Annotated in this window: 12 protein-coding genes; 6 read left to right on the top strand and 6 right to left on the bottom strand. The window is 33.3% G+C overall.

Annotated elements, in window-relative coordinates; all coding sequences use genetic code 11:
* Positions 1–228: 228 nt before the first annotated feature.
* From GOQ24_RS12340 to GOQ24_RS12355, 3 genes are all read right to left on the bottom strand, one after another.
* On the bottom strand, positions 229–1,122 hold the full coding sequence (locus GOQ24_RS12340; RefSeq protein ID WP_160339829.1) for a hypothetical protein: 894 nt from the start codon (positions 1,120–1,122) through the stop codon (positions 229–231).
* 991 nt (positions 1,123–2,113) lie between these two features.
* On the bottom strand, positions 2,114–3,547 hold the full coding sequence (mdtD, locus tag GOQ24_RS12350; RefSeq protein ID WP_155092770.1) for a multidrug transporter subunit MdtD: 1,434 nt from the start codon (positions 3,545–3,547) through the stop codon (positions 2,114–2,116).
* 341 nt (positions 3,548–3,888) lie between these two features.
* Complete coding sequence (locus tag GOQ24_RS12355; RefSeq protein ID WP_155092769.1) at positions 3,889–4,470, bottom strand: anthranilate synthase component II; 582 nt, start codon at positions 4,468–4,470, stop codon at positions 3,889–3,891.
* A gap of 39 nt (positions 4,471–4,509) precedes the next feature.
* On the opposite strand from GOQ24_RS12355, the gene GOQ24_RS12360 reads away from it, so the two are divergent.
* Both GOQ24_RS12360 and GOQ24_RS12365 read left to right on the top strand, forming a co-directional pair.
* Positions 4,510–5,481 carry an aminodeoxychorismate synthase component I gene (locus GOQ24_RS12360; protein WP_155092768.1) on the top strand — a complete coding sequence of 324 codons (972 nt, stop codon included), beginning with the start codon at positions 4,510–4,512 and terminating at the stop codon, positions 5,479–5,481.
* 283 nt (positions 5,482–5,764) lie between these two features.
* On the top strand, positions 5,765–7,456 hold the full coding sequence (locus GOQ24_RS12365) for an acyl-CoA synthetase (RefSeq protein ID WP_155092767.1): 1,692 nt from the start codon (positions 5,765–5,767) through the stop codon (positions 7,454–7,456).
* A 79-nt stretch (positions 7,457–7,535) separates the two neighbouring features.
* Here the strand turns inward: GOQ24_RS12365 and GOQ24_RS12370 are convergent, their stop codons facing one another.
* Positions 7,536–8,231 (bottom strand): SIMPL domain-containing protein, encoded by a 696-nt coding sequence (locus GOQ24_RS12370; RefSeq protein ID WP_155092595.1) that lies wholly within the window; start codon positions 8,229–8,231, stop codon positions 7,536–7,538.
* A gap of 85 nt (positions 8,232–8,316) precedes the next feature.
* Positions 8,317–8,961, bottom strand: a complete 645-nt coding sequence (locus GOQ24_RS12375; protein WP_155092637.1) for a rhomboid family intramembrane serine protease — start codon at positions 8,959–8,961, stop codon at positions 8,317–8,319.
* Positions 8,962–9,070: 109 nt separating this feature from the next.
* On the opposite strand from GOQ24_RS12375, the gene GOQ24_RS12380 reads away from it, so the two are divergent.
* Together GOQ24_RS12380 and GOQ24_RS12385 are read left to right on the top strand one after the other, a co-directional pair.
* Positions 9,071–9,970, top strand: coding sequence for a lysophospholipid acyltransferase family protein (locus GOQ24_RS12380; protein WP_155092596.1), 900 nt, complete (start codon positions 9,071–9,073; stop codon positions 9,968–9,970).
* Positions 9,971–10,057: 87 nt separating this feature from the next.
* A complete protein-coding gene (locus tag GOQ24_RS12385; protein WP_155092597.1) occupies positions 10,058–10,744 on the top strand; it encodes a TIGR02117 family protein in 687 nt (228 codons plus the stop codon).
* Positions 10,745–10,817: 73 nt separating this feature from the next.
* On the opposite strand, the gene glmM is transcribed toward GOQ24_RS12385, so the two are convergent.
* Positions 10,818–12,206: a phosphoglucosamine mutase gene (gene glmM, locus GOQ24_RS12390; RefSeq protein ID WP_155092598.1), complete on the bottom strand. Its 1,389-nt coding sequence runs from the start codon at positions 12,204–12,206 to the stop codon at positions 10,818–10,820.
* 100 nt (positions 12,207–12,306) lie between these two features.
* Here glmM and GOQ24_RS12395 point away from each other — a divergent pair, with 100 nt between their 5' ends.
* Entirely contained in the window at positions 12,307–12,906 is a 600-nt protein-coding gene (locus GOQ24_RS12395) for an ACP phosphodiesterase (RefSeq protein ID WP_155092599.1), read from the top strand.
* An 82-nt stretch (positions 12,907–12,988) separates the two neighbouring features.
* Positions 12,989–14,803, top strand: coding sequence for a chloride channel protein (locus GOQ24_RS12400; protein WP_155092600.1), 1,815 nt, complete (start codon positions 12,989–12,991; stop codon positions 14,801–14,803).
* Positions 14,804–15,073 lie beyond the last annotated feature (270 nt).

The raw sequence follows: 15,073 nt of genomic DNA on the forward strand, positions 1-15,073 counted from the left end.
GTCTTTTGCCTAACAGCATTCCTATTTTAACATTTCAGATAAAAACTCAAGACCTTATTCAGTCATCAAACTTAAAATTATTGCTTTTCCTTAACATAAATAAATATTTCAACTTAGTTTTTTAAGATTCCGATATTATAGAACTATTATAAATAAAAACGTGTACCTTTTTAAAACTGTATGCTTTTATCTACAATTGCTTATTGAGGTTTTATAGTCGTTTTTATCCTATTGATTAGATACCTCAATCAAAATAGAATCACATTCTTCATAGTCCCTAGTTGTTACATCAAACTTGTATTTCATCTTTAAATTATTCAAACAGTTACCGTTTGCATCAAACTCTCCTGTTTCTACACTAATAATCAACACATCACCTTCAAAAGAAACTAATTCACATCTAATTTCTTCTTTTAAATCTCGATCCAAGAATTGAACAATATCACCCGATGCCGTATATTGCTTGTTGTACTTTTGAGCAAATTCATCAAAAGTTGTTACGTCAAATTTTTGCAGTAAAATATGATTTATCTGCTCATTTAGTCTTTTGGTTACTGCTGCATTTTTTAGCTCTACAAATAATCTCTTGAACCTATATACTTTCTGAGTAAATACATAAGAATCTTCGTTTTCATTACTCACCAAGACAGTCTTTGCATATTCGTTAGTAAAAGATTTAACCTCTATTTCGCTACTTCCTAAACCTCTTCCAAGTTTTTTATTTACAGCTTGGTTATTATAATATCCTTTAAGCCTTATTGTACTGTCGCTTGCAAAAGTTAAGTCTAAATACTCTCCCTTTTCATTAGTCAACCGCGCATGCCTTCCTGTTAACTTCCCTATTAAATAATTAGGATCTCTTTCCCAAAATAAAAATACGTGCAAACGCATAGAATCAAGCTCTTTATTCACGATTACATACCAACATTCGTCTGTACCGCTTAGCTTGGTTTTGCATTTTTTGCTTTTGTCAATATAAACGCGATTAAAATATTGTGGTAATTCAAGTTTCTCATTTTGATAATTGTTAGAGCGAAATGCTCTACAACCAGAGAGACCTATAACCATAAATAATCCCAGTATCAAAAAGCAATAACGTCTAAAAAGCGATCTTCTTTTCATTTTTTTCAAATTATTAATCTAAATATACACAATAGATAACCTATTTAACGCAAATTAAATATAATAAAACAAAAAATATTGTAGCTCTACGCTTACCAATTGATATGCATTTATTCCCTCTACAAGACGAGCACTATCTTATTTAGTGATGAAAACACTAAAATTAATAATCAAGTTGACGAATTTTAAAAAACAGATTAACATACTTTATGTGAGGGGTTTTCTTGCACTTCCTTCGGGTTTTCTTGCACCTTTCTTGGGGTTTTCTTGCCCAGAGCGTGCTTTTCTCGAAGAAAGGTGCAAGAAAACCGCAAGCAATGCCCTTGTATATCGCTACAAAGCTTTTAATAGATTGTCTAGTAAGTATGGAAAAACTATAAACTAATACCTTGATTCGAATTCACCTCATCTATAGCTTTTGTGGAGCTTGACATCCTTATACTTCATAGTATCTTTAGATATAACTGTCTTTAGTCTAATAGAAGATTTTTACCAAAAACTCCTGCAAAGTCTCATTATTCACTCATCATAAAGAATAAAAGAACACAGATAAATGGTAAAAGATATTTTCGTGCTAAAAAAGAAAGCTTAAAAATGATCTTAAAACTAATAAAAACAAAAAAAAACAGTAGTAAACCAAAGTCTACCACTGCTTCATTCTATATATCTTTTGTCTTAGTCCTCTAAGACTGAGGTTCTATTTTAAATATTTGATCAGCTACTTAGGTGCTTCCTCACACCCTTGTCTGAAATAGAAGCGATGTTTGTGTGTCCTTCTGCTATGACTATGTAGTTCTATCCTATCACATTTTCTACTATTAATAATCCATCTTCCTCATTAGCCAGCAAAACCCTTATGCACTTAAGAGAAAATCCTTATGTATCAAGATATTCCATTTGCTGTAATAAATCTCCTACCACACAAGCATCTTCTACTTTCAATTGCCTAATTCTCATATCACTCATTTATCACGCTGAAACTCATTTACCTTTACTTTGCTTCATCCTTATTGCTATACACTCTATTTCCAGCCATGCTTGCTCCAGAATTGCTATCTAATTTGGTAAAGACATAACTGGAGATTACGGTAAGCAATCCCATTACCAAGAACGTATAGCGAAAAACATCAATACTATCTCCTGTGTCTCCTACAAAACTCTTTTTGAAAATCAACAAGAACATTGCAGAAACTGAGATTCCAAGACTGATTGCCAGTTGTTGTGTTACGGACAAGAGGCTATTTCCTTCACTTGAAGTCTCATTATCTAAATCAGCAAGTGAGATTGTATTCATTGAAGTAAATTGTACAGCATTAAATGCCCCGTTGCCTATCATTAATAAAATCACAACCCAATAAGGCGTATTTCTATCAATAAAAAAGAACATCGAGATCAATAACCCTGTCAAAATAGTATTGGAAATCAATGTTTTTCTATAACCGTATTTCTTAACAATCGGCACAACAAAATTTCTCGAAATCAAATTAGATAAAGCTTGTGGGATCATCATTAACCCCGCATAAAAAGCAGAATAACCATACCCTACTTGTAATAAAAGAGGAATCATTAAAGGCATTCCTCCTATGCCAAGACGAGTAACCAAGTTGCCTATTAATCCTATTTTTAGAGTATCTATCTTAAATAAGCTAAGTTTGATTAAAGGAAAGGGCGTGCGTTTCGCATAATAAACATAACCTACAATACACAATATCGCCAATAAGCCAAATGCTATTAGATTGAATACTGATATACTCGGAGAATCCCAACGTTCAATCACAATTGTAATCATGGTTAACCCTCCACTCAATAGCAACCATCCCCATAAATCAAAACGCTTAACTTCATTTGTAAAATCTGGTACAATTGTCCTTGCAAACAATACAGCTATAATACCAACTGGTAAATTGATTAAAAATATCCAATGCCAAGAGAGTTTCTCTACCAAGAAACCACCAACTGTAGGCCCCAACATCGGACCGATAAGAGCTGGAATAGTAATAAAGTTAATCACCTTTAGCAATTTATCTTTTGGATAAGCGTAAATCAACGTTAAACGAGCTACTGGCACCATCATTGACCCTCCAATGGCTTGGAAAATCCTCGATAATATCAACTCATCTAAGTTTCGGGAAACTGAACAAAAAAGAGAACCTAACGTAAACAAAGTTACTGCTAAAATAAAAATCTTTTTTGTACCAAAACGGTCTGCTAACCAACCGCTAAGAGGAATAAGTAATGCAACAGTTAAAGTATAGGATACAATCACACTCTGCATCTGTAAAGGCGACTCTCCCAAGCTTTTCGCAATAGAAGGTAAACCTGTATTTAAAATAGTCGCATCTAAAGCCTGCATAAAGATTGCTAATGCGCCTAACCATGGTAAATATTTTTGGATTTTTGGATCTTTGATTACACCCGCTTTCATAAATTCACAGCAATTTTTATATGATTAGCTAATACAGATCTATATTGAAATCATATGTAGTAAAACATTCTAATAAAAATAAACAATGTTTGAGCTCTTGAGAACATTTTTATTTCTACTACTTCCTTTTTCATTCGTTTCTTGCGATTATTATTAGTTGTTAAACTTCTAATACTTCTCAGAAACAGGACAAAGATACGACATATAATCCAATTTACTTTTAACTCATTTTCACGATTTAATAGATTAAACAACATTTTAATCAACGTAAACTACATAAACCATGAATTTATTTCTGTTATTTCAATTTTTCAATCCATTTTACTCAACAGTCATAATTCTTACTGTTCAATCCAATTTTTTATCATCATTGCCCCTTGTTCTGTCATAAAAGACTCCGGATGAAATTGAATCCCCCTGATATTGTACTCCTGATGTCTTATCCCCATAATTATTCCATCAGTACTTACTGCTGTAACAATAAGCTCGGGTGGAATACTTTCAGCAGCTAATGCCCAAGAGTGGTATAAACCTACGGTGGAATTATTAGCCACCCCTCTAAATAACAATTCGCCAGAATCCAGAATACACAGTGATCGTTGTTGACCGTGTAAGACATCTGGCAAATTAAATAAAGTCGCACCAAAGTAATCTCCTATGGCTTGATGTCCCAAACAAATACCCAAAATAGGTTTGGTCTCTTTATACTTCTCTAAAACTTGATACATGATAGGGCTTTTTTGTGGAATATCAGGTCCTGGAGAAAAGACAATCTGATCAAAAGATGAAATAGCGTCAAGATTAATCTGGTCATTTTGAACAACAGTAACATCACAGTCTGGGTGCTCGTCAAATAATTGGTACAAGTTATAGGTAAAGGAATCGTGATTATCAATAATGATAATTTGTTTCTTCTGGCTCATAAAGTATTCGTAATTTTGAAAGCGAATTAAAACGTTGAAATGAATCTCAAAGATACAACTATAGCTAAAATGAACGAATTGGGAAGTCAAAGAATTCCCTTTCTCTTTATCATCGACTTTGAGGAACAAAATAGCTTTATCTCCCCTTTAGCAGAAATAGACAAGAATCAAGTGCAATACGACTTTAACCATATCACTAATACCACTTCTTGTCCTGTAAAAATAAAGCCTGAACTCAGCGCCTACCCTATTTCTTATCAAGAGTATTTAACCCAATTCGAAATAGTAAAAGACAATATCCAAAAGGGTAATTCTTATTTGTTAAACCTTACAATTCAAACACCGATAGAGCTAAACTGTTCATTAGAGGAAATATTTCATTCTGTTTCAGCCAAGTACAAACTTTTAGTCAAAGGGAAATTCACTTGTTTTTCACCTGAAATATTTGTCAAAATAAAAGACAATAGAATCTATTCTTTTCCAATGAAAGGGACAATTGATGCCAATCTCCTTCATGCCAAAGAAATACTGTTAAACGATGCCAAAGAAAATGCTGAGCACTATACGATTGTTGACTTAATTCGCAATGATCTAAACATAGTTGCTAAACGCGTAAAAGTAGATCGATTCAAATACTTAGATAAAATTCATACCTCTAAAGGTTCCATTCTGCAAATGAGTTCACAAATTAGTGGCGATTTAAATGAGAATTGGCATCAACACATTGGAGATTTATTTCAAAAAATTTTACCTGCGGGATCGATTACGGGATCGCCAAAAGAAAAGACAATTGAAATTATCAATCAAGCAGAAAGTTATAATAGAAATTTCTACACTGGCATTGCAGGTATATATGATGGAGAGAATCTAGACAGTGGAGTTTTAATTCGCTTTATAGAAAAACAAGGTGATAACTTTTACTACAAAAGTGGAGGTGGGATAACTTACGCAAGTGATCCGAGAAAAGAGTATGAAGAATTACTACAAAAAATATATATCCCCGTTTCTTAAACGTCACAAGGCAACCCAAATTTATTCTATAACTTTCCCTATCACTGACTTAGATAGCTAAAGAAAATTGCATATTATATATTTTACAACAGTTTATGCTTTTTACAAATGAAAAAATAAAATGAGGGATAGCAAAAGTCATTATATTACCAATCTAATACTTTTCTCTGTATTTCATTGAGATTTTGTCAATCTTTATTTGTTATTCACTATTAAATTTACAGCTCATATTTTTCAGTTATTCAATCTTTTATGTATATTTCTACAACCAAAAAACTAAAAAATGAGAGAATTGTATAAGAAAATCGGTGAGTTACTCATCGATCAGGACTATCGTGCCTTACACGATCTTAAAATCGACAAACCTGAACACTTTAATTGGGTGAAGGAGATTTTTGAAGATATACACGTCAAAGAAACACCAGATAAAACAGCATTACTTTGGACAGATGGAAAAGTAACACATCACTATACCTTCTTGACACTGTGTAATCGCTATAATCAGTTAATTAATTTTTTGCGTTCCAAAGGCATCCAACAGGGAGATGTGATTCTGACACAGATGATGTTACAGCGCATTAACTGGGTAACTCATTTGGCAACGATTAAAGCGGGATATAAGCTTTCACCAGCAGCAAGTATTTTAGGCGTAAAAGACTTAGCCTATCGCTTTGAGAAAATTACTCCTAAAGTTATTTTAGCAGATCAAGACAATGTCGAGAAAATTGATGCGGCAGAAAAATTAGCTGGTATTCATATTCCTGTTAAAATTATTGTTGACGGCCAACGAGAGGGTTGGTATCCTCTTGCGGTATTAGATGAGCAGTCAACCGAAGCAGAAAGTGCACATACGAAACCAGATGATGTTTTATTTATGTTCTTTACTTCAGGTACTACAGGTATGCCTAAGATTGTTTGTCATACACAATTGAGTCAACCCCTTGGTCACTTAACAACTACAGCGTGGATTGGAATTACCAAAGATGACATTCACTATAATATCTCTCAACCAGGATGGGCAAAATTTGCATGGAGTAGTTTATTCGCTCCCTGGAATGTAGGTGCTACTATTTTTGCTTTCCATACCAAAGAGCGATTTAGTGCAGCAACCACACTTGAATTAATTGAGAAACACAAAGTAACTACATTGTGTGCCCCACCAACTGTTCTACGTTTTTTCATCCAAGAAGATTTAAAGAAGTACAATTTTAGCTTAAGACAGTGTGTCGCAGCGGGCGAACCGCTGAATCCTGAAATAATTGAGGAATGGAAAGAGGGTACGGGACTACTTGTCAGGGATGGCTTTGGACAAACCGAAAGTACTTGTATGGTTGCCAATTACCCTACTGCTAAAGTAAAATATGGTTCAATGGGTAAACCTACATTCTTATATGATATCATCATCGCTGATGACAACGGAAAAGAAGTTCCAATTAATGAAGAAGGAAATATATGTGTCAAAACAGGTACTGATCAACTTAATGGCATATTTAAAGAATACCTATACGATAAAGAAAAACAAGCACAGGTATTTAGAAACGGTGTATATTTTACTGGAGATAAAGCATATAAAGATGAAGATGGGTATATTTGGTTCATTGGTAGAGATGACGATGTTATCAAAGCGTCTGATTATAGAATAGGTCCTTTTGAGGTAGAAAGTGTATTGCTTGAACACGATTTAATTGTCGAATCAGCAGTAGTGGGAAGTCCACATGCAGTCAAGGGATTTGAGGTCAAAGCATTCGTTATTCTCAATGACCACACAAAGGCATCTGCTGAATTAGCTAAAGAGATCTTTGCTTATTGTAGAGAACACTTAGCACCTTATAAAATGCCGAGAAAAATTGAATTTGTAACGGAATTACCAAAGACGATTAGCGGTAAGATAAAAAGGGTTGAACTTAGAGCGCTACAAGCTGAGCGCATCGCTAAAAAACAAGAGGTTCCACTTGAATTTGATTATACTAAATAAAGAACTGAATAGTTTCTCCCCATAAAAAAAAAGCACTTACTTGTAGTAAGTGCTTTTTACTTTATAACTTCTATTCTTTTTAATCTAAAGAAAAACTAATAGAAACACCTGATGTGACTTCAATTTCACCAACTGCTAAAGTTTGATCCATTGAGTCGGCAGTACCTTTCATTAAATACATTGGTCTTACAACTGGTGGAGCATAACCTCCTCCATCTGACACTAAAATAGCTTTACCTACTTTCTGTCCTAATGCATTCGCATAATCAGTAGCTTTTTGTTTTGCTTCTTTTACTGCTAAAGCTCTTGCTTCTGCTTCATAAGTAGCAATTTTAGAGGATTGAAACTCTACCCCTTCAATCTTGTTCACACCTGCTTCCATTACCCCTACGATTAACTCCTCGTATTTTGTAATATCAGTTAAAGTGATACTGATCACTTGACTGGCATTATAGTAATCTTTTTTCTCCTCATAATCTCTTGACTGATATAAACTTACACGTTGTGTTTGAATATACTTGTCTTCAATTTTCAAGCTTTTAAGATACTTCAAAACTTTAGCAATACTCTGATCGTTAATTTTCTTAACTGAAGCTGCATCGCTTGATTTATTCTCAACACCCAAACGTATCACTGCCTTATCTGGAACTACAGATACTTTACCTGTTCCGTTTACCTGTATTTGCGGAGTTATTGGAGATGTATAACTTGTCTGTGCAAATGTAGCTGTTGTAGCTAACAATGCTGCACCTAATAATATTGATACTCTTTTCATATTTTTTCTTTTTCTGATATAAACAAATATATTTAAAAGCTTTCTATTTACGAGTTTCTCCTATTGAAAATTAACATCTATTAGGCTATAGTTTTCCCTTCTTAAACAAGATAAACAACAGTATTATAGGAACTAACATCAAACCTATTAGCAATAAGTTTTGTTGAATTAAGATCGGAAACTTTAACAATATCAATAGCAGACCTGCTATTGCTCCTCCAATATGAGCAGAATGCCCAATGTTGTCGTTTTGCTGTCTCATCCCATAAACAGAGTATAACAAATACAAAATAGCAAACAAATAACTTGGTATAGGAATGATAAAAAAGATACCTAACATCATATCTGGGTTAATCATAATACTGGCATATAGTACCCCCATGATAGCTCCTGAAGCACCTACAGCACGATAGCCCGCCTTGTGTTGATACATTTGATATGTTATGAGATTTCCTACTATCATACTTACAAAATAGATTAATATAAAAAACACAACACCTACATTCTGCATTAAATAATCACCAAAAAAGTAGAGTGTCATCATATTGAATATAAAGTGCATCCAGTCTACATGTAAAAAACCCGAAGTCAGTATCCTCTGCTTTTCGCCTGCACGTACTGCATCTATGTCAAAACAATACTTGTAAAAGAAATTAAAATCATTTAGCCCCTTGTAAGTGACTATACCCGTAATAGCCATTATAGCTAAAACTACTGGTGAAATATCCATCATATTTTGAAAAAGTAAAATTTGAGATAAAAATAAACATACTTTTGTAAGCGCAATCATTTTTTGCCGAAAATAGACGAAAGAAGTATCTTTGCATAAATATTCAAATATGAAATTCTTTATATACATTATAGCTTATCCCCTACTTTGGTTAATTTCAAAGTTGCCTTTTCCTGTTTTTTATTTTGTATCTGACTGTTTTTATATTCTACTTTATAGAATCGTGGGATATCGCAAAAAAACAGTACGTGCAAACATCAAAATGACTATGCCAGAGCTAAGTGATAAAGAAGTAAAACAAGTAGAAAAAGAGTCTTTTAGACACCTTTGTGATATTTTCTTAGAAATGATAAAGACATTTACTATTTCCGAGAAAGAGCTTAAGAAACGCTTCTCTTTTACAAATCTTGATACAATCTTAGAAATAGAAAAACAAGGTAGAAGTATTATGCTTTTTTGTGCGCATTATGCTAATTGGGAATGGATAATCATCTTAGATAAATTCATAAAATTCCAAGGGTACGCCGTTTATAAGAAAATAAACAATCCCTACTTCAACAAACTTATCAAGAAGATTCGTATGCGATTTGACACAGTCCTTATCGAAATGAAGGAGACAATAAAAGTGACACGCAAAAACGAATTAGATAAGAACCACGGAGTATATGCCTTTATAAGTGATCAATCGCCTATGATTAGTCAAACAAACTGTTGGCAAGAATTTATGGGTATTGAAGTTCCTATCTATACTGGAGGTGAAGCTCTGTGCAAAAAATTCAATATGATCCCCATGTATCTTGAAGTTGAATATATCAAAAGAGGACATTATCAAGCCACATTCATTCCGCTGTTAGAAGAGGGTGAAAACATTAAAGATGTTCCTAACTATGAAATTATGCATCGCTTTTTAGGTAAAGTAGAGCAAACTATTCGAAAAGCACCTGCTTATTACTTCTGGACTCATAAAAGATGGAAACACCAAGGTAAAAAACCGAAAAACATAAAGTAATTAAAAGATTACATATTCAAATATTAAAAAAAAGCTGTTTATTTATACTTGTAAACAGCTTTTTTTAGCTCCTATACAAACAAGAAGATGAAATATCTGAAATTAAGTTTAAAGTATATCGCCTATTTTTTAATGGGATTCATTTGCATTGTCCTATTGTACTTATTATTTGCAAGATTACTATCAAGCATTACAGTGAATAAAGAACAAAGTGGCACAAAAAGTATAACAATGTATATTCACACAAATGGCATGCATACTGATTATGTTTTTCCAATTAAATCAAAGCAAATCGATTGGAATCAGATATATCCAATTACGGATACGAAAGGACAAAATCACAACCAAAATTACATCGCCATAGGCTGGGGTGATAAAGGTTTCTTTCTCGATGTTGAAGATTGGAATAATGTCAAACCAAAAATAGCCTTAAATGCCGCTTTTGGATTAGGTTCAACAGCAATACACATCACATATTATAACTCCATTCAAATAGGAGAACATACAAGAGAAATTAAGATATCAGAGGAACAGTATAAACACTTGATCGACTTCATTTTATCGTCAACTAAGATAGATAAAGATACCAGTAGGCCGATTGTAATTGTTACAGATAAAGTATACGGACAAAACGACTCTTTCTATGTTGCTAATGGAAAATATAGTTTCTTGAACACTTGCAATACATGGGCGAATAAGGGACTTAAAAAAGCCAAGATGAAAAGCTGTTATTGGACAGCATTTCAAGAGGGAATATTCAGAAAATATGAATAGTGCTTACTTAGGAAATACAAAAAGGGAATTACAGACTTGTAATTCCCTTCTTTTGTATCTATAAGCAAAGGAACTAAATCCCTGCTATTACTTTTAATTCTTCCATCATGCGCATTGCTAATCCATCTGCATCCTCTTGGGTTGGTGCCTCAGTATAAATGCGTATAATAGGTTCTGTATTTGATTTTCTCAAGTGTACCCAGCTTGTTGGAAAGTCAATCTTCACTCCATCTACTGTTGATATTTCCTGATTACTATAGTTCTCTGCGATTTGTTCAAGGATCATATCCACATTCAACTTTGGAGTTAATTCTATCTTATTTTTACTCATAAAATAAGATGGGTAAGACGCTCTTAACTCAGCTACAGTTTTATCCATTTTAGCCAAATGCGTTAAAAATAAAGCTACCCCTACAATTGAGTCACGTCCATAGTGAATTTCAGGATAAATAATACCTCCATTTCCTTCGCCTCCAATCACTGCACTTGTTTCTTTCATCAAAGCTACAACATTTACTTCACCTACTGCTGAAGCGGCATATTGCCCTCCTCTTGCCTTAGTCACATCTCTCAAAGCGCGAGAAGAAGATAAATTTGAAACTGTATTTCCTGGCGTTTGACTTAACACATAATCAGCTACTGCAACAAGCGTATATTCCTCTCCAAACATTTCTCCATCATTAGAAATAAAAGCTAATCTATCTACATCTGGATCAACAACAACACCGAAATCTGCTTTCTCTTTCTTTACTAATTCACAAATATCAGTTAAGTGCTCTTTTAATGGTTCAGGGTTATGAGGAAAATGTCCATTTGGTTCGCAATATAACTTTACTACTTCAACACCTAATCTTTCTAAAAGTGCAGGAACAATAATTCCTCCTGACGAATTAACAGCGTCTACTACAACTTTAAACTTGCGTTTTTTAATCGCCTCAACATCGACTAATTTCAATTTCAACACTTCATCAATGTGGATATCCATATACCCCTCTTTTGGAGTAATTGTTCCTAAACTATCTACATCTGCAAAGTCATAAGTTTCTTTCTCTGCTAATTCAATGATTAAAGCACCCTCTTCACCATTCAAAAATTCACCTTTTGCATTCAATAACTTCAGTGCATTCCACTGTTTAGGATTATGAGAAGCTGTTAGGATAATACCTCCATCAGCCTTTTCTAAAGGTACTGCTACTTCTACTGTAGGCGTTGTAGAAAGTCCCAAATCAATTACATCAATTCCAAGTCCAATCAATGTATGTGTCACCAAATTGTGAATCATTGGTCCAGAGATTCGAGCATCTCTACCAATAACAACAGTTAATTTTTCTTTATTTGAATTCTTCTTTAAAAACGTTCCATACGCTGAGGCAAACTTAACTGCATCGATTGGCGTTAAATTATCACCAACTTTTCCTCCTATTGTACCTCTAATACCAGAAATAGATTTTATTAAAGTCATAAGTTTCCTATTTTTGTTTACCGCAAAGATAGAATAAATAACAAAAAAGACCTCTTTTATTACTCTTTAAAAGCCTTCTTGTTTGTATAAAAAAGCACTTATGAATTTTTTAGCGCATATATATTTATCACTTGATAATGATTTTTTAAAAATAGGTAATTTTATAGCTGATAGTGTTAGAGGTAAATCTTATTTAGATTACCCTATCCCAATTCAAAAGGGAATACTACTTCACAGAGAGATTGATGAATTTACAGATTTTCATCCGATATGGAGAACGAGCAAACGAATTGTAGTTCCGAGATACAATCACTATGCAGCAGTGCTTATCGATATGTATTACGATCACTTCTTAGCTTTAAACTGGGATGTATATCACACTACTCCTTTAGAAACTTACGCAAATGATTTCTACCAATTATTAGAACAGAATTTCGATGTACTACCAACTCGAGTACAAAATTTCTTACCAATTATGATCAGAGAAAATTGGCTTTTAAAATATAAGACAATTGACGGTTTAAAGTATATTTTGACTCAGATGGACAGAAGGACAAAAGGAATATCACAAATGAGCTATGCTACTGAAGAATTAGTGGATAACTATGACATTTTTCAACAACAGTTTACTGCTTTTTTTGAAGAACTACAGCAACATATTACAGAATACGCCATTCAAGTAAATCTCACAACAAAATAATAACCCTCTACTTACTTAGGATATTCTTTTATTTTTAGTATCTTTTTTGATAATAGTTTGATTTTTGAATTATTTTTGCATTATGAAACTAATCAACAAGCGTCGCATAAAGTATTATTTACACCAAAGTTTTAAATATGCCGAAGGCATTTTATTCTTTTTAAAGTCTATACTTTCTGAAAGACAGTTTATGTATTTATCTTGTGTTATTGTAGGAGCTTCTTCAGCTATTGCAGTGATAATACTAAAATACTTTGCTCACACAGTACTTGAATTTGCGACCTATATTGACAATATTTCACACCTGCCTTATACAAATAGTATTTTACCTATTATCGGGATATTACTAACTGTATTTGTCATCAAGAAATTCTTGAATGGTAGTATAGAGAAAGGGACTTACCAGATTATGATAGCTGTAGCAAAAAAATCGGGAATAATGCCACGTAAGCAAATGTATTCTCAGATAATTACCAGTTCACTTACTGTAGGTATGGGTGGTTCATTAGGATTAGAATCCCCTATTGCCATCACTGGAGCAGCATTTGGTTCAAACTATGCTCAAAACTACAAGCTAAATTACAAAGATAGAACACTATTACTTGCCTGTGGAGTAGCTGCTGGGATATCAGCGGCATTTAATGCTCCAATTGCTGGTGTATTATTTGCAATTGAAATCATCATCGTAGATTTATCAGTTACTGCTTTTATTCCTATTATGATTGCTTCTGCAACTGGAACAATTGTTTCGAACTTAATCATAAAAGAAGACATTTTACTTTCTTTCAAAAACCAATTAGTCTTTGATACAGGAAACACATTCTATTATGTTCTATTAGGTATATTATCAGGCTTTTTCTGTGTGTATCATGCGAGAATGTTTAGAAAAACAGAAAAGTATATCTCGAAGTGGAGTAATCACATCTATAGGAGGGCCTTATTTGGCGCTTGTTTATTAGCTTGCCTTATTTTTCTTTTTCCAACTCTTTTTGGAGAAGGATACAACAGTATTAAAATACTAACAAGTGATACACCACAAGATATCCTAAACAATACCTTATTAAGCGGCTTTAGCAGTAGCGAATGGGTTTTATTACTATTTGTAGCTGGTGCTGCATTAGTCAAAACTTTTGCCGTAGGTTTAACTATGGGGAGTGGTGGTAATGGAGGAAACTTTGCTCCATCACTATTTGTTGGATCTTATTTGGGTTTTGCTTTATCAAAACTTTTAGTAATGATGGGGATGAAAGATATTCCGATTCAAAACTTTACAGTAGTTGGAATGGCTGCAGTAATTAGTGGCTTATTTCACGCTCCGCTAACTGCAATTTTCTTGATTGCAGAGATTACTGGAGGATACGGACTAATGGTTCCTTTACTGATAGTATCTTCTATCAGTTTTGCAATCTCAAAACACATGGAAAAATACTCTATGGATATTAAGTCAATTGCTACTAGTGGTTTAGTATTTACGTCTGATAAAGATTTCAATATCCTAACAACAATTAATCCTCAGAACCTAATTAAAGACGATATAAAAACCTTAACTACAGCTCATCAAACAAGTGATATAGTTTCTGTTTTCTCATCTACAAACCAAACTTTTATTCCCATACTTGACAGTGAAGAAAAGGTTATTGGAATTATTCAGTTAGACAAGGTAAGACCTATTATCTTCAGTACTTTTCAGACTAAGTTCACCCCAATCAATGACCTTATTGAACCAGCAGTAGTGATGTCTTATCAAGATAGCACAAAGATTTTTATGGATGCCTTTGACTCTAATAAACTCAGCTTTTTAATTGTCCAAAAAGACAAAAAATACATTGGTTATATAGCTAAGTCCGATTTGATGGACAACTACAGAAGAAACTTGAAATCATATAGGATTGACTAATATTACCCTAAAAAAGTAAATTACATATAAAATAAAAGGTCACTAATTTAAAAACTAGTGACCTTTAATTTTTTAGCAAAAATATGTGATTCGTTTTTTAATTCATGAAATAGAACAACAAAACAACAAAACCAAATCCCTTATAAGTAGCCAGCTCAAAAGAAATTGAAAATAAACCACTATGGACTGAAAGTCCATAGTTTGTTAAAGCAGACTAAAGTCTGCCTGGGTGGAGCTACTTACTCAAGTATAAAGTTACCTCCGTTATCA

The organism is Myroides sp. LoEW2-1, assembly GCF_009767705.1.
GTDB classification, from domain to species: Bacteria; Bacteroidota; Bacteroidia; order Flavobacteriales; family Flavobacteriaceae; genus Flavobacterium; species Flavobacterium album_A.

What these genes read in the sequence shown, in the direction of transcription:
- GOQ24_RS12370 (WP_155092595.1), bottom strand. Translation starts at nt 8,231, where the DNA reads ATGAAAAGAGTATCAATATTATTAGGTGCAGCATTGTTAGCTACAACA.
- mdtD (WP_155092770.1), bottom strand. Translation starts at nt 3,547, where the DNA reads ATGAAAGCGGGTGTAATCAAAGATCCAAAAATCCAAAAATATTTACCA.
- GOQ24_RS12395 (WP_155092599.1), top strand. Translation starts at nt 12,307, where the DNA reads ATGAATTTTTTAGCGCATATATATTTATCACTTGATAATGATTTTTTA.
- GOQ24_RS12400 (WP_155092600.1), top strand. Translation starts at nt 12,989, where the DNA reads ATGAAACTAATCAACAAGCGTCGCATAAAGTATTATTTACACCAAAGT.
- GOQ24_RS12365 (WP_155092767.1), top strand. Translation starts at nt 5,765, where the DNA reads ATGAGAGAATTGTATAAGAAAATCGGTGAGTTACTCATCGATCAGGAC.
- GOQ24_RS12340 (WP_160339829.1), bottom strand. Translation starts at nt 1,122, where the DNA reads ATGAAAAGAAGATCGCTTTTTAGACGTTATTGCTTTTTGATACTGGGA.
- GOQ24_RS12380 (WP_155092596.1), top strand. Translation starts at nt 9,071, where the DNA reads ATGAAATTCTTTATATACATTATAGCTTATCCCCTACTTTGGTTAATT.
- GOQ24_RS12355 (WP_155092769.1), bottom strand. Translation starts at nt 4,470, where the DNA reads ATGAGCCAGAAGAAACAAATTATCATTATTGATAATCACGATTCCTTT.
- glmM (WP_155092598.1), bottom strand. Translation starts at nt 12,206, where the DNA reads ATGACTTTAATAAAATCTATTTCTGGTATTAGAGGTACAATAGGAGGA.
- GOQ24_RS12375 (WP_155092637.1), bottom strand. Translation starts at nt 8,961, where the DNA reads ATGGATATTTCACCAGTAGTTTTAGCTATAATGGCTATTACGGGTATA.
- GOQ24_RS12385 (WP_155092597.1), top strand. Translation starts at nt 10,058, where the DNA reads ATGAAATATCTGAAATTAAGTTTAAAGTATATCGCCTATTTTTTAATG.
- GOQ24_RS12360 (WP_155092768.1), top strand. Translation starts at nt 4,510, where the DNA reads ATGAATCTCAAAGATACAACTATAGCTAAAATGAACGAATTGGGAAGT.